Consider the following 24113-nt stretch of genomic DNA (forward strand, 5'->3'; position numbering starts at 1 on the left):
GCAATGAAAGGAGTCATTTGCTTTCCGCCTGCTTGATGGCCAACACGTCTTTAGGCGTGACCATGTCGCCTTTGTTGTTGCCCCAGGCGTTGCGCTCGTAAGTCACTACGGCGGCGATATCCACTTCCGAGAGCTGCTTGCCGAACGCGGCCATCGCGGTTCCCGGCTTACCGTGATACACGATGCTCAGGTGATCGGCCGCAGGCCCCGTAGCGATCTTCGAGCCCTTGAGCGCCGGGAACATCGGCGGCAGGCCCTGGCCCTCGGCCTGGTGGCAGGCCACACAGGTGGTGTGATAGACCTTGTCGCCACGAGCCACCAGCTCGTCGAGGGTCCACTCTTTGGATGTCAGCTCCTTAAGCTTGGCGGCTTCGGCCTTGCGCTCGCCCAGCCAGGTGTCGTAGTCGGCCTTGGACTTGACCTCCACCACGATGGGCATGAAACCGTGGTCCTTGCCGCACAGCTCGGCGCATTGGCCACGGTAGAGGCCGGGCTTCTCGACGCGGGTCCAGGCTTCGTTGACGAACCCCGGAATGGCATCGCGCTTGACGGCGAAGGCCGGCACCCACCAGGAATGGATCACGTCGGCGGCCGTCACCAGAAAGCGCACCTTGGCGCCCACCGGCAGCACCAGCGGCTGGTCGACTTCCAGCAGATAATGCTCGCCCTTGGTAGCCTGGTTACGGATCTGTTCGGCGGGTGTGGCCAGGTTGCTGAAGAACTCCACATCCTGGCCCAGGTATTTGTAGTGCCACTTCCACTGATAGCCGGTGACCTGGATATCGATATCCGATTCACTGCTGTCGTAGATATTGATCAGGGTCTTGGTGGCCGGGATGGCCATCGCGATCAGGATCAGCAGAGGGACCACGGTCCAGAGGATTTCCACGGTGGTGCTCTCGTGGAACTTGGCGGCGACCTGCCCGGTGGAGCGGCGGTGGACCATCATCGACCAGAACATGGCGCCGAACACGACGATGCCGATCACCACACAGATCCAGAAAATGGTCATATGCAGGTCGAACACAGCGTGACTGACTTCTGTCGCCCCTGGCGCCATATTCGTGGTCCAAGCGGCGTGCGCCTGGCCGAATACCGACCACAACAGGAGGCCCATCCAAACGTATGGATGTCGCATCATTGCGGGTTCCCCTTATCGTTCTTGTTATCCCGCCGGTTTGCACCTGCGTCGAAGGGAGCGGCTTCCATACTGCTTACAACCGCTTAGCCTTGCCTGCTTATGCAGTCTGGCGTCATCAGCTAATCGCGTACAAATCCGAGTATAGACAGGGTCTGCAACCCCGCAATGTGTAGGGGCAAATGAGCCGAAAAGGCTGGGTGGAAACCCAATGGAAGCGGGGGGCGGAATCGATTTTCCGACGAACGATGGCTATCCAATATAACGCCTGCGTATAACCGTGAAATAATTATGACAAATGCATCTGAGGCTCTCGTATAAACGAGCTACCTTATGCTCTTTCTTCTTATGCCTGCACTACTGGAGCGTTCATGAACACCGCCGCATTGCGCGAGCAGATTTCCCGTGCCCATCAACACGAGACCGAAACGGGCCAGCTGGGTTGCCAGCTGGAAAAACAATTGCCGCACCTGCATTCGGCCATTTCCCTGGCTGACGGTGATCACGTCGCCATCATGACCCGCTTTGTCACTGCCTACATCGACCTCGTGCCGGACCTGCTGGATGCGGCCAACGAGGTGGCGCGCGAGGCCGGTATCGAAAGTCAGATCAAACCCGTCCTGAAGATCGCCGAGCATTTTTTCCTGCAACCGCCCGCTTTGCTGCAAGGCCACGAAGGGCTCGACGGTCTGCTGGATGAAGCGTACCTGGCCCATCGTCTGGTGGAAGAGGTCAACGACTTGTATATCAAGCACTTTGGCCAGCCATTGATTCCGGTGGATATCACCGTCGCCAACGTGATCGCCCATCAGTTGATCGGCGAGGCATTCGCCAACCAGCTGGATGAAGCCGTACACCACGCCGTGGATGAAATGCTCAACGAGGACAGCTTTGCGCTGGAGTCTGTGGAGACCTATCGCGAGCAGCTCAAAAGCCCGGAAACGGAAGCCGCGTGGAAGCGCTGGCCGTGCCTGTCGCGCCAGTTGGGTGTTGAGCTGGAGCTGGATCAGCCGGCTTGAATTTTCAATCTAATGCGGGAGGGTGGTAACCCTCTCCCGCATTTGATCCGGCTCCGTCAGCCGATAGAGGGTGCCGAGCCGATCCCCGTCGTCGTCCTGATTCGGCCTTCGAGCCTGCGCTTCAACCCCCGCGCCTCAATCACCAACTTCGACCCTTTGGCCGCATTTGCCCGGCCCCATTCTTCCAGCAACTCCAGGCAGGAATGGTCGATGTAGCTCAGGTTGTTAAGCGGCACATGCACCGTGGTGCCGGTAGGCACGGTCGACAGCACCTGAGTCAGCGCCGGGACTTTGAGAAATGTCGCCGCGCCAATCAACCGCAGTTCCATCTCGCCGTCCTGAGGCAGATCGATCAGGCTGACTTTCAAGCGCGACGCTTTGAACGCCAGCTTGACCAGGGTCAGCCCGAAGCCCACCAGCACACCCGTCAGCAAGTCAGTGAAGATGATTGCCAGCGCTGTGGCGGCATAGGTGAACATCGGCATCCGTCCGTAGCGTCCCAGCGCCTTGAACGCCTTGACGTCCACCAGCTTGATCCCGGTGTACACCAGCACACCCGCCAGGCTTGCGACCGGAATGCTTTGCAGCACACTCGACAGCAGCAGCACAAAACCCAACAGCCACACGCCGTGGAACATCGCTGACAGCCGCGTGGTAGCGCCTGCTTGGACGTTGGCCGAACTGCGCACAATCACACCGGTCATCGGCAGGGCGCCCACCAGACCACACAGCATGTTGCCTACACCTTGGGCAGATAATTCCTTATCAAAATCGGAACCTTGACCACTGTGCATGCGATCCACAGCCGCCGCGGAGAGCAGGGTTTCGGCGCTGGCAATGAAAGCAACGGCGAACGCGGCGATCAGCAGTTGGGGGTCAGCCAGGTTGAGCAGGTCGCTGGGGCGCAGCCAGTCGATGGCATCGGCGAGGTTCTCCGGCACCTCCACCCGCTTGACCTGCAGCGCCAGCACCAGGCTGGTGACCGTCGCCAGGCCAACACCGAGCAAGGCTCCCGGCACGAATCGTAGTGACTGCGGGCGCAGTTTGTCCCACAGGTACATCACCAGCATGGTGGACAAACCAAGCAGTCCCGCTTGCCAGCCGAGGCCACCGCCAAGGGTGGGGATCGCCTCGGCCAGCGCGGCCGGGAAGCCCGCCAGGTTATCCAGCCCTGAAGGCTTGGGCGCGGCGTCGAGCATCACATGGACCTGCGACAGCACAATCAGCACGCCAATCCCCGCCAGCATGCCGTAGACCACCGCCGGTGCGGTCACACGAAACCAGCAGCCCAGGCGCAATCGTCCGGCCACCAGTTGCAGGAAACCCGCCAGCAGCAGGATAGGCCCGAGCATCAGCATGCCGTGCTGGCGCACCAACTCGAACACCAGCACTGCCAAACCCGCCGCCGGACCGCTGACTTGCAACGGCGACCCCGCCAGCCAGCCCACCACCAGGCCACCGATGATGCCGGTGATCAGGCCCTTGGCCGGCGGCATGCCGGACGCAATGGCGATGCCCATGCACAGGGGCAGGGCGACCAGAAACACAACCACCGAAGCGAGCAGCTCCCGTGGCAGTACAGCTTTCAATTGAGCAGCACGCATGATGGCTCTCCCGAGGCATTCGCCGGGCGCGGTAAAGCCTGGCTGCGTCCATGGCAGCCACCGCTTTACCCGGCAGGGAAGTGTTTTAGAAGCGCGCTTTAGGCGTCGCGCAAGGGATAGGTCCGGAACCGCTCAACGGTCGGAACGCTGATTGCTCCGCGTCGTACGCGCGAATTTCACTGGTCTCGATGTTGTAAATCCAGCCGTGGATAAACAATTGACCGTTGGCCATGCGCGAAGCCACCGAAGGGTGGGTGCGCAAATGCTGCAACTGGGCGATGACGTTTTCTTCGGTCAGCACCTTCATGCTCTCGCCTTCATTGGCGCAGTCGCAGTTGTCATGAACCATGGCCTTGGCGACCTCGGCGTGCCGCAGCCAGGCCCTGACCGTGGGCATTTTCTCCAAGCTGTCGGGGTTGAGCACCGCGCGCATGGCGCCGCAATCGGAATGCCCGCAGACGATGATGTGCTGTACACCCAAGGCAAGCACCGCGTACTCGATCGCAGTGGAAACACCGCCGTTCATCTGCCCGTAAGGGGGCACCACATTACCGACGTTACGGGTAACGAACAGGTCGCCGGGTGAGCTTTGGGTGATCAATTCAGGGACGATGCGCGAGTCTGCGCAGGTGATGAACATCGCTCTTGGGCTCTGGGCCGTGGCGAGTTTCTTGAAGAGTTCTTCCTGCTGAGGGAAGACGTCGTGATGGAAATGCAAAAAACCGTCAACGATATGTTGCAACGCTGCATCGGCGGATTCTGCCACCTGAGGGGCTGATGCCGACGCAGCCAACGGCTGTTTATCCTTGTCACTCATGATTCATCCTCTTAATTAATGCAGGGGAGTTTTCAGGTCAGTTCGACGCCTGGCTAGTGGAATAGTTGTAAACCGCCACGGACTCCAGGGCCGACTCATCAGTCACTCGCTGAACAAGGTAACCATCGAAACTTAACTCAAACTGAATGAACCGCTCTAGATCGCGGGTTTCAGTGATGTCAAAACGCGACTATTCCTACAGGAATGGTGCATTCTTCCTAGCCAGTCTACAACAATGCCATTTGTCGGCCAGGTGGACAGAACGCCTCGCAATCCAGATTGAAGCCTTCCCGACGATCCAGCCCCAAACGCTTGATCGCTTTGCTGAAGCGCTGGGCCAGTAGATCGGCAAACGGCCCTTCACCACGCATGCGCACGCCGAAACGGCTGTCATACACCTCTCCGCCGCGCACCTGGCGCACCAGGCTCATCACATGGGCCGCGCGCTGCGGATAATGCGCCGCCAGCCATTCTTCGAACAGCGGCGCCACCTCCAACGGCAAGCGCAGCATCATGTAGGCCGCGCTCTGGGCACCGGCGGCATGGGCTTCGCTCAGCAGGCTTTCCAGCTCGCTGTCGTTGATCATCGGGATCATCGGCGAACACAGCACGCCCACCGGGACCCCCGCCTCACGCATCACCCGAATCGCTCGCAGACGCGCCTTGGGCGCCGCCGTGCGTGGCTCCAGGATGCGCTTGAGCTCATCGTCCAGGCTGGTGAGGCTGATCATCACCGCCACCAGACGCTGGCGCGCCAACTCGGTGAGCAAGTCCAGATCGCGCAGGATCAGCGAGCCCTTGGTGATGATGGTCACCGGGTGCCGGTATCGCAGCAGCACTTCCAGGATCTGTCGGGTGATGCGGTGCTCGCGCTCGATGGGTTGGTAGGGATCGGTGTTGGAACCGAGGTTGATCGGCGCACACACATAGCCCGGTTTCGACAGCTGCTGCTCCAGCACCTGGGCGGCATTGTGCTTGGCGATCAGGCGGGTTTCGAAATCCAGCCCCGGGGACATGTCCCAATAGGCATGGCTGGGCCGCGCGTAGCAGTAGATACAGCCGTGCTCGCAGCCACGATAAGGGTTGATCGAGCGGTCGAACGGCAAGTCTGGTGAGTTGTTGCGCGTGATGATGGTCTTGGCCGTCTCGATACGCACTTCGGTGCCCTGGGTCGGCGGTACTTCCTGATGCCAACCGTCATCCTCGACCACGCTGACCGTGGGCGCAAAGCGGTTGTGCAGGTTGGTGGCCGTGCCCCGGCCCCGGGGTGGCAGCGCAGTCGACATAAGAACGCCTCGATACTGTTTTTATATACAGTATCGAGGCGCAAGGTGTCTGACCAGTGCCGTTTGGCGGTCAATGCAAGATCAGTGCTTTTTCGTCACTTGCCCCAGGTCATCGCCGGAGGTGGTGCGCATGTCGTCTTTGCGCAGGTCAGCCACGTCGCTGGCCTTGACTGGCCCCCCTTGGTTGCCCCAACTGCCCCGGATAAAGCTCACCACATCCGCCACTTCCTGGTCCGACAGACGCCAGGCGAACGCCGGCATGGTGAAGGTGGACGGTGCCGCGTGGGTGGCCGGTAATGTGCCGCCGTTCAACACGATGTTGATCAGCGACGTCGCATCCGCCGTCTGCAACACCGGGTTGCCCGCCAGCGCCGGGAACACCCGCGTATAACCATGCCCGTCGGTACGGTGGCAGGCCGCGCAGTTGTCGATATACACCGACGCACCCCGCTGGCTGTCGTCGCCTTTCCACAGGGCTTGCGCCACCTGCTTGTCGTACTGGTGCGGCTGATCCTTGGGATCCACCGCCGGTAGACTCTTGAGGTACCGGGCGATAGCGGTCAGGTCGTCTTGCGACAGGTATTGCATGCTGTGCACGACCACATCGCTCATGCCGCCAAACACCGCGCTGCGGTCACTGCGACCGGTCTTGAGGAATTGCACCAGTTGCTCTTCGCTCCAGCTGCCGAGCCCGTCCTTGTGGTCGCCGCGCAGGCTTTTGGCGATCCAACCTTCCAACGGCGCACTGCCGGACAGAAACGCGCTGCCGTCCTGAGCACTCAGGGCTTTTTCCTGCATGGTCAGGGCGCGCGGCGTATGGCATGCGCCACAGTGGCCAAGGCCCTCCACCAGATAGGCGCCGCGACTGATCACCGGATCGGAGCCCGCTACGGCCTGATAATCCTCAACGGCCGGCGCAAACATCCAGCGCCACGCCGTCAACGGCCAGCGCATGCTCAAGGGCCAGGGAATATCGCTGTCCTTGTTCGCTTGGGCGACCGGTTCGACGCCTTTCATGAAATACGCGTACAACGCCTGCATATCGCTTTCGCTGACACGAGCGTAAGACGGGTAGGGCATGGCTGGGTAAAGCGTACTACCGCTTTTGGCGACGCCATGGCGTACGGCCTTGTCGAAGTCCTCGAAGCTGTAATCACCCAGGCCGGTCTTGTCCGGGGTGATATTGGTGGAATAGATCACACCAATGGGGGTTTCCATCGGCAGGCCACCGGCAAAGGGTTTGCCGCCCTTGGCGGTGTGGCAGGCCACGCAGTCACCGGCGCGGGCCAGGTACTCGCCTTGCTTGATCAGGTCGGTTTCAGCGGCGCTGATCGAGCAACTGCTGAGCAGCGCCAAGGTCGCGATAACAAATGCTTTCATGGTCATCGCTCCTTATGCCTGAACCAGCGGGCCGGGGTTTTTCAGGTACTGCTCGCGGATCGCTCGGGCCGACCAGTAGGTCAGCGCCGCCACCAGGCCGGTAGGGTTGTAACCCAAGCCTTGTGGGAAAGCGGATGCGCCCGGGACAAATACGTTGTGCACATCCCAGGACTGCAGGTAGCGGTTGACCGCGCTGGTTTTCGGGTCGGTGCCCATGATCGCGCCACCGTTGAGGTGGGTGGTCTGGTAGGACGCGGTATTGAAGTGCTCACCGACCTTCTTGCCCAGCAGAGCGATCGCCTTGGGGTTCATGGCCTGCGCCACCTTGCCCATTTTCTCGACCATGAAGCGGTTCATTTTGATGTCGTTTTCCTGCCAGTCGAATGTCATCCGCAGCAGTGGCAGGCCGTAGGCATCGCGGTATACCGGGTCCAGATCCAGGTAGTTGCCCCGGTAGGATTGATGAGCGCCGTGGGCGTCCATTGACACCTGATGGGTGTAGTAATCGGCGGTGGCGCGCTTCCACGCACTGCCCCAGGCGGGGGTGCCCGGCGGGTTGGACGTACCTGCGATCGGCCGGCTGCCGGCCTGGTTGACCCACATCGGCGAACCGCCCACAAAGCCGTGGGGGCCGTGGTCGAAGTTGTCGGCGTTGAAGTCATCAATGGCCACGCCGTTGCCGCCGGCACCGATGAAATTGTTGGTGTGGGTGTCCTTGTCAAAGAACGCTTTGATGGTGGCCATGTTCTGGTAAGCGAAGTTCTTGCCGACCACGCCTTCGCCGCTGATCGGGTCGTAGGGCTTGCCGATACCCGATAACAGCATCAAACGCACGTTATGGAACTGGAACGCACCGAGGATCACCAGGTCCGCCGGTTGCTCGCACTCGCGGCCCTGGCCGTCGATGTAGGTCACGCCGGTGGCCTTGCGCTTAGTGCTGTCGAGGTTGACCTTGAGTACGTGAGAATTGGGCCGCAGTTCGAAATTCGGCACCTGCCGCAGGGCCGGCAGGATGTTCACGTTCGGCGACGCCTTGGAGTACATGTAGCACACGTAGCCACTGCAGAAACCGCAGAAGTTGCACGGCCCCATTTGCGCACCGTAGGGGTTGGTATAAGGCCCCGAGGTGTTGGCCGACGGCAGGTTGTAGGGCTTGTAACCTACCTCTGTGGCGGCTTTCTGAAACAGCTGTGCAGAGACGGTATTTTTCTGCGCTTGCAGGGGGAACGGGTTTGAGCGGTCCGGCGCATAAGGGTTGCCGCCGCGCCCTTCGCCCACCAATTGACCTTTGACGGTCCAGGCCTGGCCTGAGGTGCCGAAGACTTTTTCCGCATAGTCGAAGAACGGCTCCAGCTCTTCATAGCTGACGCCGAAGTCCTGGATGGTCATGTCCTTGGGTATGAAGTGCTTGCCGTAGCGCTCTTCGTAGTGGCTGCGCATGCGCAGCTCGATTGGGTCGACGCGAAAATGCACGCCCGACCAGTGCAAGCCCGCACCGCCCACGCCATTACCGGGCAAGAATGCACCGAGCTGCCGATTGGGCAAGGCTACGTCATTCACACTATGGCGAATGGTTACGGTCTCTTTGGAAATATCCTGGAAGAGCTTTTTACGCACGCTGTAGGTCAGTTCGTCGATGACCTGGGGATAGTTGCCGTCGGGGTAGGTGTCCTGCATCGGGCCGCGCTCCAGCGCAACCACGTTCAGGCCCGCTTCCGTCAGTTCCTTGGCCATGATCGCGCCGGTCCAACCAAAGCCTACGATCACTGCATCGACTTTCTTCATGATGGTCGCCACGCTTATGCCCTCTCGCCGCGGATGGAAACTGCCGGGAAGGGGTATTGCTCGTTGCGTTCCACCCAATCCATAAAGTCGGCGCGCGCGCCGGGGAAACCGATCAGGGTCCAGCCGACCATGCCTTTATTGCCCCCGTGAATCGGGTCGCAGAAAAATCCTTCTTTGGTGTTCTGCAGTAACAGGTTGAAGAACATCTTCGCCGGCACCGCCTCGAAATGGGCCGACACCTCGCCGCCGCCAGCTTCAAGGCGACGCAGCATATCGTCCTGGGTAGCGCTGTCTTGAGCGGCAAAGGCTTTGCCATTGAATGCCTTCGACCAGGCATCGGTCGCGGCAATGCCCAGGCGATAGATCTCTTTGGGCACCAACTTGCTCTGCCAGCCCATCTCTGGGGCGGCGTCGGCGTTGAATGGCCCCTGCATGTACCACAACGCCCCACTGGCATAGGGCGTGTTCATCTGACGGTCGATGTACTCCGGCGCACCCGCTTCAAGGGCACCGGGGCCTTGGGCATCGGCAGGAATCAAGCGCGCGACGGCAGCCTGGATAAACGCCCATTCCTCAGCCGTGAAGTAGCTGGGTTCGTAGGCTTTTTCGCTAACCGCTGGCTTGGCCGCGCTGGCCTGTGCCGGCTCAGGCGTGGCCATCAGCATCGAACCACCCAGGCCGGTACTAGCGACCGTGACCACCGGGATCAAGGTCAAGGATTTGCGTAAAAACTCACGCCGGGGGTTGTCTTGATCTTGATCAGACATGGAGCACCTCATCATGTGGTCACGGATTGAACAGCCGCTTCTGGCGAGCGGCTTGAGCGTCTACAGGGCAATTGGATCCAACTGTTTCAGAGAGATAGAACACAGCTGACATGAATAGTTACGAATGATAGCAGGCTAAGCATCGAGGAAAATCGATTCAGCTGAAAATCACCGGCCACTAAGCCCGCCAAATCACGCTTCTTTGACGACCGACTCACACGGCCTTGACCCGACGTCACGCAATCTGAAAGCCATTAGCTCCTTTCGGTTACGTCGACCATGTTGAAACACGCCTTATTAGCGGCTCTCTGCCTCACGCTCGTCAGCCTGTTCGCCACTACCCCCGTGCAGGCCGATGAGATCATCACTTCCGTGCGCTCACCCGAATGGGCGCAACCGATTGATGCCCACTACAACGTGCACCAGATGACCCCCACGCTGTACCGCAGTGGCTTACCGGATAGCCGTGCGCTGCCCTTGTTGGAAAAGCTGAAGATCGGCACGGTGATCAATTTCCTACCGGAATCCGATGCCACTTGGCTTAAAACAGCCGATATCAAACAAGTGCAACTAACTTATCGCACCAATCACGTTGATGATTCGGACGTACTGGCGGCGCTACGCGCCATTCAGCAAGCAGAGAGCAACGGCCCAGTGCTGATGCACTGCAAGCATGGTTCGGACCGTACGGGCTTGATGGCAGCGATGTACCGGGTAGTGATTCAAGGGTGGAGCAAAGAAGACGCACTGAACGAAATGACCTTGGGTGGATTTGGCACCAGCAATGGTTTCAAGGACGGCGTTCGCTACATGATGCGGGCCGATGTCGGCAAATTGCGCACAGCCTTGGCAAACGGAGATTGCAGCACCAGCGCGTTTGCACTGTGTTCGATGAAGGATTGGATCTCCACCTCAAACAAGGAGGGAGCAGATGCAGTAGGGGCGGACGTGATCAAAGCAATGCAGCCACGTGAATGACCGCATTGTCTTGAGGCTCTTTGCGAGCCCCCAGCTCCTACAGGATTGCGTGAGGTTTCTTCAGTCTTTTTTCAGCTTTGGGTTCGGAAAGAACTGCACCGCCTGCACCTTCGGATCCGGCACTTTCAGCGCCGAGGTGTTGACCCGCGTACCCAGTTCCTTGGGCACCGACAAGCCTTGGTCATTGAGTGTGTCGGTATAGCCGCAGGCCACGCATTCGCGATGGGGCACGTTGTCCTCCGTCCACATTTTCAGCTTGTCCGGCTCGCTGCACGCCGGGCACACAGCCCCGGCGATAAATTGCTTTTTGGTGATTACAGGTCCTTGGCTCATGCTGCTGCGTCCTCGCTCAAGCCGCTGTGACGCAAGAGAGCGTCAATGGAAGGCTCGCGGCCGCGGAAATCGACGAACAGCACCATCGGCGCCTGGGAACCGCCACGCGCCAGGATCGCATCACGGAACGCACGGCCGGTTTCAGCATTGAGCACGCCCTCTTCTTCGAACTTGGAGAAGGCATCCGCCGATAGCACTTCGGCCCATTTGTAGCTGTAGTACCCCGCCGCGTAACCACCGGCGAAGATGTGCGCAAAGCTGTTGGGGAACCGGTTGTAGGCCGGCGGGCGCATGACCGAAACCTCGTCGCGTACGCCTTCAAGCACCTGCGCCACGCTGCGACCATCGCCATGAGTGGCATGCAGTTCGAAGTCGAACAGCGAGAACTCCAGCTGGCGCACCATCATCAGGCCGGATTGGAAGTTCTTCGCCGCAAGCATTTTTTCCAGCAGGTCCTGGGGCAGCGGCTCGCCGGTTTCATAGTGGCCGGAGATCAGCGCCAGACCCTCGGGCTCCCAGCACCAGTTCTCCATGAACTGGCTCGGCAACTCCACCGCATCCCACGCCACACCGTTGATCCCAGAGACACCAGCGTGGTCGACACGGGTCAGCAGGTGGTGCAGGCCGTGACCGAATTCGTGGAACAACGTGGTGACTTCATCGTGGGTCAGCAGAGCAGGCTTGCCGCTGTCGGCTGGGGCGAAGTTGCACACCAGGTTGGCCACCGGGCTTTGCAGCACGCCATCGATGGTGCGACGACGGTCGCGCGCGCCGTCCATCCAGGCGCCGCCGCGCTTGTTGGCGCGGGCGTACAGGTCGAAAAAGAAGCGTCCGACGTGCTGGCCGTTTTCCTTGATTTCGAACAGGCGAACGTCCGGGTGCCAGGTGTCGAAACCCTTTTGCTCGGCGATCTCAATGCCATACAAGCGCTGCACGATGGCGAACAGGCCGCTCAGCACTTTGTCGATCGGGAAGTAGGCGCGCAGGGCTTCCTGGGACACGCTGTAGCGCTGCTCGCGCAGTTTTTCGCCGTAGTAACCGCTGTCCCAGCTCTGCAAATCGGCACAGCCCTGTTCGGCGGCGTAGGCCCTGAGCTGCTCCAGGTCCTGAGCGGCAAACGGCTTACTGCGCTTGGCCAGGTCACGTAGGAAGCTCAGCACTTGGTCGCTGGACTCGGCCATTTTGGTGGCCAGGCTCAGTTCGGAGAACGAGGCGTAGCCCAGCAGGCTGGCCAGTTCCTGACGCAGGTCGAGAATCTGTTCCATCACCGGGCCGTTATCGTTCTGACCGGCATTCGGGCCTTGGTCCGACGCACGGGTGCAGTAGGCTGCGTGGATTTCCTCACGCAGGGCGCGGTCCTGGGCGTAGGTCATCACCGCGTAGTAGCTAGGGAATTCCAGGGTGATCAGCCAACCTTCGAGGCCCACGGCCTGTGCGGCGGCGGCCATCTGCGCCTTGGCCGAGTCAGTCAGGCCGGCGAGGATAGCTTCATCGGTGACGTGCTTGGTCCAGGCCTGGGTGGCGTCGAGCAGTTGGTTGGAAAACTTGCTGCCCAGCTCGGAGAGTTTGCTTTGCACTTCGGCATAACGTTTTTGCTGCTCGGGCGGTAAATCGATACCCGACAGGCGGAAGTCGCGCAGGGAGTGTTCGAGAATGGTTTTTTGCGCCACATCGAAGCCAGCGGCTTCCGGGCTATTGGCCAAGGCTTCGAAGGCCTGGAACAACTCGCGGTTCTGGCCCATTTCGGTGGAATAAGCACTCAGTGCCGGCAGGCACGCCTCGTAGGCTTCACGCAATTCAGCGCTGTTACACACGGCGTTGAGGTGGCTCACCGGGCTCCAGGCCGCGCCCAGGCGATCATTGAGTTCATCCATGGCCAGGACCAAGCCGGCCCATGTCGGATTTTTCCCCTGGTTTTGCAGGATGCCTTCGATGGCAACGCGGCTGTCGGCGAGGATCTGTTCAATGGCCGGCTGAACGTGCTCGGCACGGATCGCCGAGAACGGCGGCAGGTCGTAGGGCTGCAGAAGAGGGTTGTTCGCGCTCACGGTGGGTACCTTGGCTGGAGAAACATGTAAGAACAAAGATGGGGCCATCTTAATTACAATCAATGCCCACCGCAGCTATCAGCAAAAGAGAGAGAAGCTATCGTGACCCTTCGCACCTATCAGAACCACACGCCAACCCTGGGCGTCGGGGCGTTTGTCGATATTTCGGCGGTGGTGATCGGCGATGTCGAAATCGGCCCCGACAGCTCCGTATGGCCGCTGACCGTGATTCGCGGCGACATGCACCGCATCCGTATCGGCGCGCGCACCAGCATCCAAGATGGCTGCGTGCTGCACATCACCCACGCCGGGCCCTTCAACCCCGACGGTTTCCCGCTGCTGATCGGCGACGATGTGACCATCGCCCACAAGGTCATGCTGCATGGTTGCACGGTGGGCAGCCGTATCCTGATCGGCATGGGCAGCATCGTGATGGACGGCGCAGTGGTGGAAGATGACGTGATCATTGGCGCCGGCAGCCTGGTGCCGCCGGGCAAGACACTGGAAAGCGGTTTTTTGTATGTGGGCAGCCCGGTGAAACAAATCCGTGCGCTGACTGACAAGGAACGCGCCTTTTTCATCTACAGCGCGGCGAACTACGTGAAGCTTAAAGACCTGCACCTGGCGGAAGGATTCGACCGATGACCCTGCATTACTCCACCGTGCTGTTCGACCTGGACGGCACCCTCACCGACCCGCGTGAAGGCATCACCCGCTCGATCCAGTACGCCCTCGCCAAGTTGGGCATTGATGAACCAGACCTGACCCGCCTGGAACACTTCATTGGCCCGCCGTTGCTGCAAGCCTTTATGCAGTTCTATGACTTCGATGAAGCCAAGGCCTGGGACGCGGTGAATTTCTATCGCGAGCGCTTCAAGGTCACCGGGCTGTACGAAAACCGCGTGTTCGACGGGGTGATGCCGTTGCTGGAGGCACTCAACAGCCAAGGCCGCCAGCTGTACATCGCCACCTCCAAGCCGTGGGAATTTGCCCGGGAGATTGCGCGGCATTTCGACTTTGCCAAGCACTTCAAGGTGATTTACGGCAGCGAGCTGGACGGTACCCGCACAAATAAGGTCGAGCTGATTGCCCACCTGATCAAAGAAGAGGGCCTGGACCCGGCCAACACCCTGATGATCGGCGATCGCAAGCACGACCTGATCGGCGCCCGTAGCAATGGGCTGGATTCGGCGGCGGTGGGGTATGGATTTGGCAGCTTTGAAGAATTGAATGCCGAAGCGCCGACCTGGCATTTCGAGACATTGGCCGCGATGCACGGGGCGTTTTTGCAGCGGCCTTAAAAATCGTCACCGGGGGCAAGCTGTGCAGCGTAAAAAGGTGGGAGGGGGCTTGCCCCCGATGAGGCCCTACAAGCCCACACCCTCCAACTGCCTTAACGCAGCCTTGCGCTGCATCTGCGGCATCTCGCCCATCTTTTCCACCGCGGCGTAGAATTTCAGCCAATCCCCACCTTGCTGGGCAAACAACGCCGCAAACGCCGGCACCCACTGGTCATACAGCCCAAACGGCAGCAGCCGAGCGTTATTCATCGGCTGATTGATCCAGGCGTCATAGCGTTTATCGCCCGCCCACTGGGTGTCGCGCAGTTGTCGATAGTCGTGGCGCAATTGCTCGAACTGCGCCGCCTTGGCCTGCCGCATCACCTCCGGGGCCAAGGGCTGTGCGTAGAGTTTTTCCAGGCATTGGCGGGTGTCGAGGATCAGGCGGATAAATTGCTCGCGCTGCCGCGCCTGGGTATCGCTGATCGGCCCCAGCCCCCTCGCTGCACGCCATTGGCGCGTGCCTTCTTGCTCGACGAAACTGGCAAACGACTCGTTGAACTCCGTGTCGTCTTTTACATAGAAACGCTGGTGAGCCAATTCATGGAAGATCAACGTGGCCAGCCGCTCATCGCCCCAGTTCAACATCGAATTCATGATCGGGTCGTCGAACCACCCCAGGGTGGAATAAGCCTCCACGCCGCCGATCGCCACATCCATGCCTTGCAGCTTCAACATTGCCGCCTCACCCCGTGCGGCGCCCTGGTTGTAATAACCGCGATAGGCCACGCAGCCGGCAATGGGAAAGCAATGGGTCTGAGGCGTCAGAGAAAACTCCTGCGTGGCAAAGACATTCCAGACCACATAGGGACGACCGATGTCCGCGTACAGCCTGTAACTCAGGTTATCGGGCAAGTGCAGATGGTCGCTGGCGAAGGTGCGTGCCTTCTGCGCTTGTGCCAGGTGTTCGCGCAGTACTTGCGGGCGCGTCGGGTCGGCAATGACTTGGGCCACGGGCTCGCGGGCGCGCAATAACTGCCATTGACCGCTCGCCAATTGGCTGTAGTAAGTGACACTGGAGCAACCGCTCAGCAGCACAGTCAACGCCGCAACAACAAAACGCCTGACCATATTCCGACTGCTCCTGGGTAATGTGCGCGCCAGACTAGCGTGCCTGCCGGGAATTTTTCCACGGCCTGAGGTGTTTATACTCAAACCTCATCCTGCATAGAGACTGTGCCATGCGCCCATTGCTGTTTGCCGCCGCTGCCTTACTTCTGAGTGCCTGCACCACAACGCCGGTGCCGTCGGCCGACCCACAACAGGCATGGGTCGATTTCATCACGCCCACTCCGGGGGCGAAGCTGGTGATGGCACAGCGTCTGGACGGCAAGAATCTCGACGACGGGCGCTACTTCCAAATGCCGCCCGGCGCCCATGAACTGATGGTGCGGTTTGATTTTGAGGTGCCGGCGGGTGGCGGCCTAGGTAGCCTCAGCCAGATGATGTACCGAACCTGCTTTATGACGTTGCAGTACGACCACTTCCAGGCCGGCCAGCGCTACCTGCTGGAAGGTCGCTCGCTGGCCTTCACGCCCAACATCCGGCTCTACGACTCGGGCCGTCAGTTGCTGGCAGAGGAGCGCAGTGTGAACTGCCTCTAATCAGTCGTTGTTCTTCTGGTAGATGATGCGTTTGGTGCCGTTTTCGCACGTACCGACGATCATGGCGCTGTCGTGGTTCTTCGCTTCTTCGGCGGTGATGATTTCCAGGGTGTAGGACGGAATCGCCTTGGCCTGGATCTTCACTTCGATCTCTTTCCTGAGTTCTTCACAATCTTTTGGAGCGGCCACGGCCGATGTGGCCAACACACCGCAGATGATCGCCAAGGCAAAACGTTTCATGTTGAAGCTCCCTGAATGCATTGCGCACGAGTGTGCGACTAGGCTGCATAGGGTATAGGACCACAGTTGCGAATCGGGAGTTCTGATTTAACGCAGAACATCGCGGGAGGCGGCTTACGCCCTCCCACGATGGACCTTGTGTCAGTTTACGAGCGTGCCATCCAGGGTGATGGTTGCATTCAAGACCTTGGATACCGGGCAACCTTCCTTGGCCTTTTTGCTTAGTTCATCGAACTGGGCCTGGCTGGCGCCTGGGATCTTGGCCTTGAGCGTCAGGTGCACGGCGGTGATCGCAAAGCCACCGTCGACCTGGTCCAAGGTCACGTCTGCCTGGGTGTCGATGCTGTCAGCCTTAAGGCCGGCATCGCCCAGAATCATGGAAAACGCCATGGAGAAACAGCCGGCGTGGGCCGCGCCGATCAGTTCTTCCGGGTTGGTGCCTTTGCCGCCTTCAAAACGGGCCTTGAAACCGTAAGGCGCTTCACGCAGTACGCCGGTTTCGGTGGAAATGGAGCCCACACCTGTCTTCAGATCACCTTCCCAATGCGCGGATGCCTTTTTAACGATACTCATAGCTTTCTCCTCGAACGGTGGTTTTGCTTCAGTAAGGTTCTGAGGATAGAAGCTCTGGCAAAGTTCAGTCATAGGAAAAACCCAGCAATTAAGTAGGATTTCTTACACGCACTATTGAATCTCGGGTATATGCCCTCATTGCATAGAACATGCACATGAAGCGGCAGGTTTTGGTTCGTCTTAAGAAGCCTGCGCCCCTACTGGAGAAGCAGGCTTATGAAATCGCTGTCCGACATTAAGTTTTCCGCCCTCGACCTGGTGCCCGTGCGGGCCAATGGCAGCCCGGCGCAGTCCTTGCGCAATTCCCTGGACCTGGCTCAGCACCTGGAAAAATTCGGCTACAACCGCTTCTGGGTGGCTGAACACCACAACATGGATGGCATCGCCAGCTCAGCCACTTCAGTATTGCTCGGCTATCTGGCCGGCGGCACCTCGACGATTCGCGTCGGCTCCGGCGGTGTGATGCTGCCCAACCACGCGCCGCTGGTGATCGCCGAGCAGTTTGGCACCCTCGAAAGCCTGTACCCCGGGCGCATTGACCTGGGCCTGGGCCGCGCGCCTGGCTCCGACCAGATGACCGCCCGCGCCCTGCGCCGTGAGCGCTCGGGCAGCGCCGATGACTTCCCCGAAGACGTGGCCGAACTGATGGCCTACCTGGGGCCGCGCACGCCAGATCAAAGGGTCATCGCTGTTCCCGGCACCGGCACCAACGTACCGGTGTGGCTGCTGGGTTCGAGCCTGTTCAGTGCGCAACTGGCCGGCGAGCGCGGTTTGCCTTACGCCTTCGCCTCCCATTTCGCACCGCGCCTTATGCACGAAGCGATTCGCGTGTACCGCAACCACTTCAAGCCTTCAGCCGTGTTGGATAAACCCTACGTGATGTTGGGCATTCCGCTGGTGGCAGCCGATACCGACGAGCAGGCCGATTACCTGGCGACGTCCGTCTACCAGCGCATCCTCGCCTTGATGCGCGGCCAGAGCCTGGTGCAGCGCCCACCGGTGAAAACCATGGACGGCCTGTGGTTGCCCCATGAAAAGGACGCAGTCGGAAGTTTCCTCGGCCTGGCCATGGTGGGCAGCCCGGCGAAGATCCGCGCCAAACTTGAGGTGCTGATCGAACAGACCGGCGCGGACGAGTTGATCTTCACCTGCGATCTGTACGAACACGCCGACCGGATTCATTCCTACGAGTTGCTGGCGCAGCTGATGAAGGGCTGACCCAACCTCAGGCGAAAAAAAACCGACGCACCCGCGTCGGTTTTTTATGTCTGCAACACGGGGTTAGCCGCGTTTGTAGACGATTTCCTTGGTACCGCCTTCGCAACTACCGACCACTTGGGCGTCGGTCGAAGCGCCTTTGTCGACGATTTCCAGCGAATAGCCCGAAGCACCTTTGGCGTCGATTTTCGCGGCAATTTCGCTTTTGAGCTCTTCACACGGCTTACCCGCGGCCAGTGCGGAGCCTGCAATGCTCAACAAACCTACTGCTAACAGGAGCTTCTTCATCCGTTACTTCCTTGCGCTGATCGAAATGGACATACCGTTGCAATGGCATCGGCACCCGAACGGTGTAGCGCAGGTTATGGCAATCGGCCAGTCAGCAAGTTCAACTCACGGGATCAACTGCTGGCAATCCGGAATCCCACTTTCAACGTCACCTGGTAATGCGCCACCTTGCCGTTTTCGATATGGCCACGGGTTTCGGTGACTTCGAACCACTCCAGATGCTTGAGGCTCTTGTTCGCTTCGGCGATGGCATTGTTGATTGCGTCTTCAATACTGGTGGTGGACGAACCCACCAATTCGACTTTCTTGTACGTGTGATGATCGCTCATGGTGTTTCTCCTAAGGGTGGTTTATGCAGCCTAGCAGTCAATCTTCGTACTGCTTCTGGCGGCCGTTCCTACCCGAAAGTTCAGATTTACTGCACTTTCTGCAAACCCCGCAGTCGGTATCTACACACGCCACTCAATCACTTCAGGAGAGTCCACATGGCCAACACTTCTTTACGCAAAGCGTCGCTGGAAAGCATGGAAGCCGAGATTTCGAGCCTGCTCAAGTCCCTTGAAAGTCTCAAGGACGATGCGTCCGATGAGTCGCGCAAAACCTTGAAGGCCCTGAAAAGCAATGCCGAGAACGCGCTCAAGCATTCCCGTCACCTGATCACCGACGCCTACGAAGAAAGCAAAGTCAAACTGCGCGAAACCGGCGTGGCGACTCGCGATTACGCACAAGAGCACCCATGGACCACCGCCGGCGTCGCCGTTGGCGCGCTGGGCCTGCTGGCGGCTTACCTGCTGTGCAAGCGCGGTGACTAAACCGGTTGGCGCGACAGCTCAGCCTTGAGCCATTGCGCCAACTGCCGAGCGCGCCCATCCGCGGCGCGCTTGGGTAGCCACAACGCCAGGTGCGCCGGGGTTTCGCTGAAACCCCACGGCGCCACCAGGCGACCGGCCCGCAGATCCTCTGCCACCAACGGCTCCGGCGCGATCGCCACGCCCAGCCCGGCCACTGCCGCCTCCAGCAAATAATACAAATGCTCAAAGCCTTGCCCGTGCTTTAACGCCGCCGGTGCGATGCCATATTGCTGCGCCCAGCTGGGCCATGCCTGAGGTCGTGAAGTGGTGTGCAACAGCGCCTCGCCACACAACGCCGAGGCGGGCGCCTGGCGCAAACGCTCGTAGCCGCTGAAGCGCGGGCTCATTACCGGCCCGATACGTTCACTGGCCAACTCGTACACTTGCATATCCGCCGGCCATGGCGGTTCGGCGAACACCAGCAAGGCATCCAGCCCAGGCCGACGCGGGTCCAGATCGCCATCGCCCGCCGAAAGATGCAGGCGCAGGTCCGGCAGATCGGCATTCAGCCGGCCAAGCCGCGGGATCAACCAGCGCGCGAGCAAACTGCCTGAGCAACCGAGCACAAATGGGGCATCCACGCTGCTCTGAGTAAGTTCGGCACACACATCCCTCAAGCGCTCGAACGCCTCGCCGCTGGCATCCCGCAGCCGTACCCCGGCATCTGTGAGTTTAAGGCCACGACCCTCTTTGACGAACAGGCTGACGCCCAGGTGTTCTTCGAGCACCTTCAACTGGCGACTTACTGCGCCGTGGGTCACATGCAGTTGCTCAGCGGCCTGGCTGACGCTGTTAAGGCGCGCGGTGGCCTCGAATGCACGCAAGGCATTGAGGGGCGGGAGGTCTCGGCTCATCTGTGAGTTTTCCTGACAGGTTGCGGCGATCTTATCGGTTTTCAGCATCGAATGTGAGGGGTAGAGTGGCCCTCATTGCTTCCCACACGAATTCTTTCCTGGAGCGTCCCATGACTCAGTCCCAGACCGATCTACGCAACGGCCCAGACGCCAGCGGCCTGTTTGGCGCGTTCGGCGGCCGCTACGTCGCTGAAACCCTGATGCCGTTGATCCTCGACCTGGCCCGCGAATACGAAGCGGCCAAGATCGATCCGGCATTCAACGAGGAATTGGCTTACTTCCAACGCGACTACGTCGGTCGCCCAAGCCCGCTGTATTTCGCCGAACGCCTGACCGAATACTGCGGCGGCGCCAAGATCTACCTCAAGCGCGAAGAGCTGAACCACACCGGCGCGCATAAGATCAACAACTGCATCGGCCAGATCCTGCTGGCGCGACGCATGGGCAAAAAACGCATCATCGCCGAGACCGGCGCTGGCATGCATGGCGTGGCCACTGCCACCGTGGCTGCGCGTTTCGGCCTGCAATGCGTGATCTACATGGGCACCACCGACATCGAGCGCCAGCAGGCCAACGTGTTCCGCATGAAGCTGCTGGGCGCTGAAGTAATCCCAGTGGTCGCCGGCACCGGCACCCTGAAAGATGCGATGAACGAAGCCCTGCGCGACTGGGTCACCAACGTCGACAGCACCTTCTACCTGATCGGCACCGTGGCCGGCCCGCATCCGTACCCGGCGATGGTGCGCGACTTCCAGGCCGTGATCGGCAAGGAAACCCGCACCCAGCTGCAAGCCCAGGAAGGCCGCCTGCCGGACAGCCTGGTGGCGTGCATCGGCGGTGGTTCCAACGCCATGGGCCTGTTCCACCCATTCCTGGACGACAAGAGCGTGGAAATCATCGGCGTCGAAGCGGCCGGCCACGGCATTGAGACCGGCAAGCACGCCGCCAGCCTCAACGGCGGCGTACCGGGCGTACTGCACGGCAACCGCACCTTCCTGTTGCAGGACGACGACGGCCAGATCATCGACGCCCACTCGATTTCCGCCGGCCTGGACTACCCCGGCATCGGCCCGGAACACGCCTGGTTGCATGATATCGGCCGCGTCCAGTACACCTCGGTGACCGACCACGAAGCCCTCGATGCTTTCCACAAATGCTGCCGTCTGGAAGGGATTATTCCTGCACTTGAGAGCGCCCATGCCCTGGCCGAAGTCTTCAAGCGCGCACCGACGCTGCCGAAGGATCACCTGATGGTGGTCAACCTGTCCGGCCGTGGCGACAAAGACATGCAGACCGTGATGCACCACATGGAACAGTCTCAGCAGGAGAAACACTAAATGAGCCGCCTGCAAACCCGCTTTGCGCAACTCAAGGAACAAAACCGTGCCGCCCTGGTGACCTTCGTCACCGCCGGCGACCCCGGCTATGATGCCTCCCTGGCGATCCTCAAAGGTCTGCCGGCTGCCGGTGCCGACGTGATCGAGCTGGGCATGCCCTTCACCGACCCAATGGCCGACGGCCCGGCCATTCAACTGGCCAACATCCGCGCGCTGGCCGCCAAGCAGAACCTGGCGAAAACCCTGCAGATGGTTCGCGAGTTCCGCAAGGACAACAACGAAACACCGCTGGTGTTGATGGGCTACTTCAACCCGATCCACAAATACGGCGTGCCCGCTTTTATCGACGATGCCAAAGCCGCCGGTGTGGACGGTTTGATCGTGGTCGACATGCCACCTGAGCACAACGGCGAGCTGTGCGACCCGGCCCAGGCCGCAGGCATGGATTTTATCCGCCTGACCACGCCGACCACTGATGACGCGCGCCTGCCGACCGTACTCAACGGCAGTTCCGGGTTTGTGTATTACGTGTCGGTGGCCGGTGTGACTGGCGCCGGCGCCGCCACCTTGGAACACGTCGAAGAAGCCGTCACGCGTCTGCGTCGGCACACCGATCTGCCGATCAGCATCGGTTTCGGTATTCGTACGCCGGAACAGGCCGCCGCAATTGCACGGCTGGCGGACGGTGTGGTGGTGGGCTCGGCGTTGATCGATCACATCGCCAATGCCAGCAGCGACCAGCAGGCTATCGACGGCGTGCTCAGCCACTGCGCAGCATTGTCGGAAGGTGTACGTAACGCTCGTAAGTAAAGGCCTCAGGCTCCCGACTGATCTAGGCTAGGCTGAAGGTGGGCATTGCGCCCCACCTTCAACGCACTTCTTGCCTATTGCTGTCTAACCACCTCTGCAAGCCCCACCGTTCTTGCTCCGTCGGTCGTTAAGTTAGTTGCATCAGAAGTCATCATTGTCTCCCTGGAGTCCATCATGGCATTTGATCTCGTCCCACCTTCAGACCCGCGTCACTCCACCTTGCAAAAAGGCTTCAACCTGCGCTGGCCAAAAGGCAACGTTCAGGGCGAGTCGTCGCCCGACGGCGCCAACCTGATATACCTGTGTCACACCCCCCAGGACATCATCGACGCCGCCGCCCAGGCTTTGGCGATGCCCAACGGCCGCATCACCGTGCGTAGCGGCGGCCACTGTTACGAGGGCTTCGTCTCCAACGTGATGCCCAATGCGCCTGGCGAGGCATTATCGATTTTGGATGTAGGCCAGATGAACCAAGTGGCCTACGACCCCAATGGGCAGATTGGCTCAGTGCTGGTGCCCGACTCGACCTACCGCTACAGCGTGCGCCTGGAACCCGGTTGCCAGAATTGGGACACCAGCGTCGCGCTGTACAAGCTGGCGGGCAAAGCCTTGCCGAGCGGTTCCTGTTATTCGGTGGGGCTGGGCGGGCATATCTGCGGCGGCGGTTACGGGTTGCTATCGCGCAAATACGGGCTGGTCTGCGACTGGCTGGACGGTGTGGATATCCTGGTTGCCGATGCCACCGGCACAGGCCTTGAACCGGTGCATGTGTCCCGCGACAGCACCGATAGCGACGAGCTGGATTTGTTCGCGGCCTGCTGCGGTGCCGGTGGCGGCCAGTTCGGCATCATCACCAGTTACTACTTCAAGGCGCTGCCGCCGGCACCGAAGGAAGTGCTTTGGCTGCCGTTGGAATGGGATTTGAACGAACTGGACCGCACCAAGCTCGGCGGGCTGCTGGACGCTTATCAGCTCTGGTTTGCAAGCCATCAGGCGGACCCCAGCACCTGGGGCCTGGCCACCAAGCTGGAGATGCGTCACGCCAATACCGGCAACGTCACTCTAGGCATTCATTACGTCGACAAGGATGGCCAACTCGATGACCTCGCGCCCTTCGACGACTTTGTCAGCAGCATGCTCGCTGCGGTCGGCGGGAGTGCACGGGAATCATTGTTGCCGTTTCATGTGGTGCACCAGCCCAGCGGCATGAATAAGGGCCGCCACATCACCTCCCTGCGCACCGCCCATGACGCCGCCAGGCGCCTGGACTGGCTGTACGCCACGCAATCGCTCAACGGGTCCGGCGACAATCAGCGCGGTCGCTATAAATCGGCGTATCAGAAAGGCGCGTTCACGCTACAGGTCAAGGACGCGATCTGGAACACTTTGAAATGGCCCGACCCAGCGCAATACCTGACCCAGAGCCTGATCCAGATCCAATCGTTTGGCGGGCGCATCAACGAAATGGAGGCTCCGATCCTGGCGCAGACCTCCGCCGCCCAGCGTTCCTCGTACCTCAAATGGCAACCGCAGTGCTATTGGCATTCGACGGACGATGCAGTGGACCAGGCCCATGCCAACTGGATTCGCGGACTTTTTAAAGCGGCGTTCAGCACCGGCGTGCCGGACGATGCGCAATTCGAGGGCTGCTACATCAACTACCCGGACTTGGATATGACCTACATTGGCGGCGACCCGGCCAATGCCAAGAACCCGTCGTGGTATGGAATTTTCTTCCCCAACCCCCTCATCGAGAGCCGTCTGCGTAGAACCAAGCAACGCTGGGACCCATTGAATGTGTTCCGCAACGAAATGTCGGTGCCACTCCCGTAACGACCGGCGC

Annotated in this window: 25 protein-coding genes; 10 read left to right on the top strand and 15 right to left on the bottom strand. The window is 60.2% G+C overall.

Translation table 11 applies throughout. The annotated features are described in order from the left end of the window. Window positions 1-13 precede the first annotated feature (13 nt). Entirely contained in the window at window positions 14-1141 is a 1128-nt protein-coding gene (gene coxB, locus K1567_RS15785; protein ID WP_220698629.1) for a cytochrome c oxidase subunit II, read from the bottom strand. A 368-nt stretch (window positions 1142-1509) separates the two neighbouring features. Between coxB and K1567_RS15790 the strand changes: the two genes are divergently transcribed. Then, entirely contained in the window at window positions 1510-2157 is a 648-nt protein-coding gene (locus K1567_RS15790) for a hypothetical protein (protein WP_034101686.1), read from the top strand. 56 nt (window positions 2158-2213) lie between these two features. Here the strand turns inward: K1567_RS15790 and K1567_RS15795 are convergent, their stop codons facing one another. From K1567_RS15795 to K1567_RS15820, 6 genes are all read right to left on the bottom strand, one after another. Beyond that, complete coding sequence (locus tag K1567_RS15795; protein WP_220698630.1) at window positions 2214-3761, bottom strand: SulP family inorganic anion transporter; 1548 nt, start codon at window positions 3759-3761, stop codon at window positions 2214-2216. Window positions 3762-3846: 85 nt separating this feature from the next. Continuing rightward, the gene (locus K1567_RS15800) at window positions 3847-4578 is read right to left on the bottom strand and encodes a carbonic anhydrase (protein ID WP_034101684.1); all 732 of its coding nucleotides are present in this window, start codon (window positions 4576-4578) and stop codon (window positions 3847-3849) included. 227 nt (window positions 4579-4805) lie between these two features. Beyond that, window positions 4806-5864 (bottom strand): PA0069 family radical SAM protein, encoded by a 1059-nt coding sequence (locus K1567_RS15805; RefSeq protein ID WP_034101683.1) that lies wholly within the window; start codon window positions 5862-5864, stop codon window positions 4806-4808. Window positions 5865-5945: 81 nt separating this feature from the next. After that, window positions 5946-7244: a cytochrome c gene (locus K1567_RS15810; protein ID WP_034101681.1), complete on the bottom strand. Its 1299-nt coding sequence runs from the start codon at window positions 7242-7244 to the stop codon at window positions 5946-5948. Between the two features lie 12 nt (window positions 7245-7256). Next, the gene (locus K1567_RS15815; protein ID WP_034101680.1) at window positions 7257-9041 is read right to left on the bottom strand and encodes a GMC family oxidoreductase; all 1785 of its coding nucleotides are present in this window, start codon (window positions 9039-9041) and stop codon (window positions 7257-7259) included. A 2-nt stretch (window positions 9042-9043) separates the two neighbouring features. Further along, window positions 9044-9796, bottom strand: a complete 753-nt coding sequence (locus tag K1567_RS15820) for a gluconate 2-dehydrogenase subunit 3 family protein (RefSeq protein WP_220698631.1) — start codon at window positions 9794-9796, stop codon at window positions 9044-9046. A gap of 279 nt (window positions 9797-10075) precedes the next feature. On the opposite strand from K1567_RS15820, the gene K1567_RS15825 reads away from it, so the two are divergent. After that, window positions 10076-10774 (top strand): dual specificity protein phosphatase family protein, encoded by a 699-nt coding sequence (locus K1567_RS15825; RefSeq protein ID WP_220698632.1) that lies wholly within the window; start codon window positions 10076-10078, stop codon window positions 10772-10774. Between the two features lie 60 nt (window positions 10775-10834). Here the strand turns inward: K1567_RS15825 and K1567_RS15830 are convergent, their stop codons facing one another. Then, a complete protein-coding gene (locus K1567_RS15830; RefSeq protein WP_034101676.1) occupies window positions 10835-11107 on the bottom strand; it encodes a YheV family putative zinc ribbon protein in 273 nt (90 codons plus the stop codon). Further along, window positions 11104-13155, bottom strand: a complete 2052-nt coding sequence (gene prlC, locus K1567_RS15835; protein ID WP_310794501.1) for an oligopeptidase A — start codon at window positions 13153-13155, stop codon at window positions 11104-11106. Before prlC ends, K1567_RS15830 begins: the two co-directional genes overlap by 4 nt. Window positions 13156-13257: 102 nt before the next feature. Between prlC and K1567_RS15840 the strand changes: the two genes are divergently transcribed. Both K1567_RS15840 and K1567_RS15845 read left to right on the top strand, forming a co-directional pair. After that, window positions 13258-13800 carry a gamma carbonic anhydrase family protein gene (locus K1567_RS15840; protein WP_220698634.1) on the top strand — a complete coding sequence of 181 codons (543 nt, stop codon included), beginning with the start codon at window positions 13258-13260 and terminating at the stop codon, window positions 13798-13800. Next, complete coding sequence (locus K1567_RS15845) at window positions 13797-14456, top strand: HAD family hydrolase (protein WP_034136336.1); 660 nt, start codon at window positions 13797-13799, stop codon at window positions 14454-14456. Before K1567_RS15840 ends, K1567_RS15845 begins: the two co-directional genes overlap by 4 nt. Window positions 14457-14522: 66 nt before the next feature. Here the strand turns inward: K1567_RS15845 and K1567_RS15850 are convergent, their stop codons facing one another. After that, complete coding sequence (locus K1567_RS15850) at window positions 14523-15566, bottom strand: aminopeptidase (protein WP_213548384.1); 1044 nt, start codon at window positions 15564-15566, stop codon at window positions 14523-14525. Window positions 15567-15676: 110 nt separating this feature from the next. On the opposite strand from K1567_RS15850, the gene K1567_RS15855 reads away from it, so the two are divergent. Next, the gene (locus K1567_RS15855; protein WP_034101670.1) at window positions 15677-16099 is read left to right on the top strand and encodes a hypothetical protein; all 423 of its coding nucleotides are present in this window, start codon (window positions 15677-15679) and stop codon (window positions 16097-16099) included. Here K1567_RS15855 and K1567_RS15860 read toward each other — a convergent pair whose 3' ends face one another. Both K1567_RS15860 and K1567_RS15865 read right to left on the bottom strand, forming a co-directional pair. Continuing rightward, a complete protein-coding gene (locus tag K1567_RS15860; protein ID WP_034101669.1) occupies window positions 16100-16339 on the bottom strand; it encodes a DUF1161 domain-containing protein in 240 nt (79 codons plus the stop codon). 141 nt (window positions 16340-16480) lie between these two features. Further along, window positions 16481-16912: an OsmC family protein gene (locus K1567_RS15865; protein ID WP_034101667.1), complete on the bottom strand. Its 432-nt coding sequence runs from the start codon at window positions 16910-16912 to the stop codon at window positions 16481-16483. A gap of 216 nt (window positions 16913-17128) precedes the next feature. Between K1567_RS15865 and K1567_RS15870 the strand changes: the two genes are divergently transcribed. Continuing rightward, on the top strand, window positions 17129-18130 hold the full coding sequence (locus K1567_RS15870; RefSeq protein WP_034111111.1) for an LLM class flavin-dependent oxidoreductase: 1002 nt from the start codon (window positions 17129-17131) through the stop codon (window positions 18128-18130). A gap of 63 nt (window positions 18131-18193) precedes the next feature. Here K1567_RS15870 and K1567_RS15875 read toward each other — a convergent pair whose 3' ends face one another. Together K1567_RS15875 and K1567_RS15880 are read right to left on the bottom strand one after the other, a co-directional pair. Next, window positions 18194-18418: a DUF1161 domain-containing protein gene (locus K1567_RS15875; protein WP_034136332.1), complete on the bottom strand. Its 225-nt coding sequence runs from the start codon at window positions 18416-18418 to the stop codon at window positions 18194-18196. A 113-nt stretch (window positions 18419-18531) separates the two neighbouring features. Next, a complete protein-coding gene (locus K1567_RS15880; RefSeq protein ID WP_003170747.1) occupies window positions 18532-18747 on the bottom strand; it encodes a dodecin in 216 nt (71 codons plus the stop codon). A 156-nt stretch (window positions 18748-18903) separates the two neighbouring features. On the opposite strand from K1567_RS15880, the gene K1567_RS15885 reads away from it, so the two are divergent. After that, a complete protein-coding gene (locus K1567_RS15885) occupies window positions 18904-19230 on the top strand; it encodes a YqjD family protein (RefSeq protein WP_034101663.1) in 327 nt (108 codons plus the stop codon). Here K1567_RS15885 and K1567_RS15890 read toward each other — a convergent pair. Further along, a complete protein-coding gene (locus K1567_RS15890) occupies window positions 19227-20123 on the bottom strand; it encodes a LysR family transcriptional regulator (RefSeq protein ID WP_034101780.1) in 897 nt (298 codons plus the stop codon). The two genes, K1567_RS15885 and K1567_RS15890, sit on opposite strands and share 4 nt — an antisense overlap. Before the next feature lie 110 nt (window positions 20124-20233). On the opposite strand from K1567_RS15890, the gene trpB reads away from it, so the two are divergent. The 3 genes from trpB (at window position 20234) to K1567_RS15905 (ending at window position 24103) form a co-directional block, all read left to right on the top strand. After that, window positions 20234-21460 (top strand): tryptophan synthase subunit beta, encoded by a 1227-nt coding sequence (trpB, locus tag K1567_RS15895; protein WP_034101662.1) that lies wholly within the window; start codon window positions 20234-20236, stop codon window positions 21458-21460. Continuing rightward, window positions 21461-22270, top strand: a complete 810-nt coding sequence (gene trpA, locus K1567_RS15900) for a tryptophan synthase subunit alpha (protein WP_034101661.1) — start codon at window positions 21461-21463, stop codon at window positions 22268-22270. 174 nt (window positions 22271-22444) lie between these two features. Continuing rightward, complete coding sequence (locus tag K1567_RS15905) at window positions 22445-24103, top strand: FAD-binding protein (RefSeq protein ID WP_220698635.1); 1659 nt, start codon at window positions 22445-22447, stop codon at window positions 24101-24103. Window positions 24104-24113 lie beyond the last annotated feature (10 nt).

Origin of the sequence: Pseudomonas sp. S5F11 (genome assembly GCF_019641515.1) — a bacterium.
Lineage (GTDB): Bacteria > Pseudomonadota > Gammaproteobacteria > Pseudomonadales > Pseudomonadaceae > Aquipseudomonas > Aquipseudomonas rhodesiae.

Coding starts and splice junctions, on each gene's coding strand:
- coxB (WP_220698629.1), bottom strand. CDS start 1,141: ATGATGCGACATCCATACGTTTGGATGGGCCTCCTGTTGTGGTCGGTA.
- K1567_RS15790 (WP_034101686.1), top strand. CDS start 1,510: ATGAACACCGCCGCATTGCGCGAGCAGATTTCCCGTGCCCATCAACAC.
- K1567_RS15795 (WP_220698630.1), bottom strand. CDS start 3,761: ATGCGTGCTGCTCAATTGAAAGCTGTACTGCCACGGGAGCTGCTCGCT.
- K1567_RS15800 (WP_034101684.1), bottom strand. CDS start 4,578: ATGAGTGACAAGGATAAACAGCCGTTGGCTGCGTCGGCATCAGCCCCT.
- K1567_RS15805 (WP_034101683.1), bottom strand. CDS start 5,864: ATGTCGACTGCGCTGCCACCCCGGGGCCGGGGCACGGCCACCAACCTG.
- K1567_RS15810 (WP_034101681.1), bottom strand. CDS start 7,244: ATGAAAGCATTTGTTATCGCGACCTTGGCGCTGCTCAGCAGTTGCTCG.
- K1567_RS15820 (WP_220698631.1), bottom strand. CDS start 9,796: ATGTCTGATCAAGATCAAGACAACCCCCGGCGTGAGTTTTTACGCAAA.
- K1567_RS15825 (WP_220698632.1), top strand. CDS start 10,076: ATGTTGAAACACGCCTTATTAGCGGCTCTCTGCCTCACGCTCGTCAGC.
- K1567_RS15830 (WP_034101676.1), bottom strand. CDS start 11,107: ATGAGCCAAGGACCTGTAATCACCAAAAAGCAATTTATCGCCGGGGCT.
- K1567_RS15845 (WP_034136336.1), top strand. CDS start 13,797: ATGACCCTGCATTACTCCACCGTGCTGTTCGACCTGGACGGCACCCTC.
- K1567_RS15850 (WP_213548384.1), bottom strand. CDS start 15,566: ATGGTCAGGCGTTTTGTTGTTGCGGCGTTGACTGTGCTGCTGAGCGGT.
- K1567_RS15855 (WP_034101670.1), top strand. CDS start 15,677: ATGCGCCCATTGCTGTTTGCCGCCGCTGCCTTACTTCTGAGTGCCTGC.
- K1567_RS15860 (WP_034101669.1), bottom strand. CDS start 16,339: ATGAAACGTTTTGCCTTGGCGATCATCTGCGGTGTGTTGGCCACATCG.
- K1567_RS15865 (WP_034101667.1), bottom strand. CDS start 16,912: ATGAGTATCGTTAAAAAGGCATCCGCGCATTGGGAAGGTGATCTGAAG.
- K1567_RS15870 (WP_034111111.1), top strand. CDS start 17,129: ATGAAATCGCTGTCCGACATTAAGTTTTCCGCCCTCGACCTGGTGCCC.
- K1567_RS15875 (WP_034136332.1), bottom strand. CDS start 18,418: ATGAAGAAGCTCCTGTTAGCAGTAGGTTTGTTGAGCATTGCAGGCTCC.
- K1567_RS15880 (WP_003170747.1), bottom strand. CDS start 18,747: ATGAGCGATCATCACACGTACAAGAAAGTCGAATTGGTGGGTTCGTCC.
- K1567_RS15885 (WP_034101663.1), top strand. CDS start 18,904: ATGGCCAACACTTCTTTACGCAAAGCGTCGCTGGAAAGCATGGAAGCC.
- K1567_RS15890 (WP_034101780.1), bottom strand. CDS start 20,123: ATGAGCCGAGACCTCCCGCCCCTCAATGCCTTGCGTGCATTCGAGGCC.
- trpB (WP_034101662.1), top strand. CDS start 20,234: ATGACTCAGTCCCAGACCGATCTACGCAACGGCCCAGACGCCAGCGGC.
- trpA (WP_034101661.1), top strand. CDS start 21,461: ATGAGCCGCCTGCAAACCCGCTTTGCGCAACTCAAGGAACAAAACCGT.
- K1567_RS15905 (WP_220698635.1), top strand. CDS start 22,445: ATGGCATTTGATCTCGTCCCACCTTCAGACCCGCGTCACTCCACCTTG.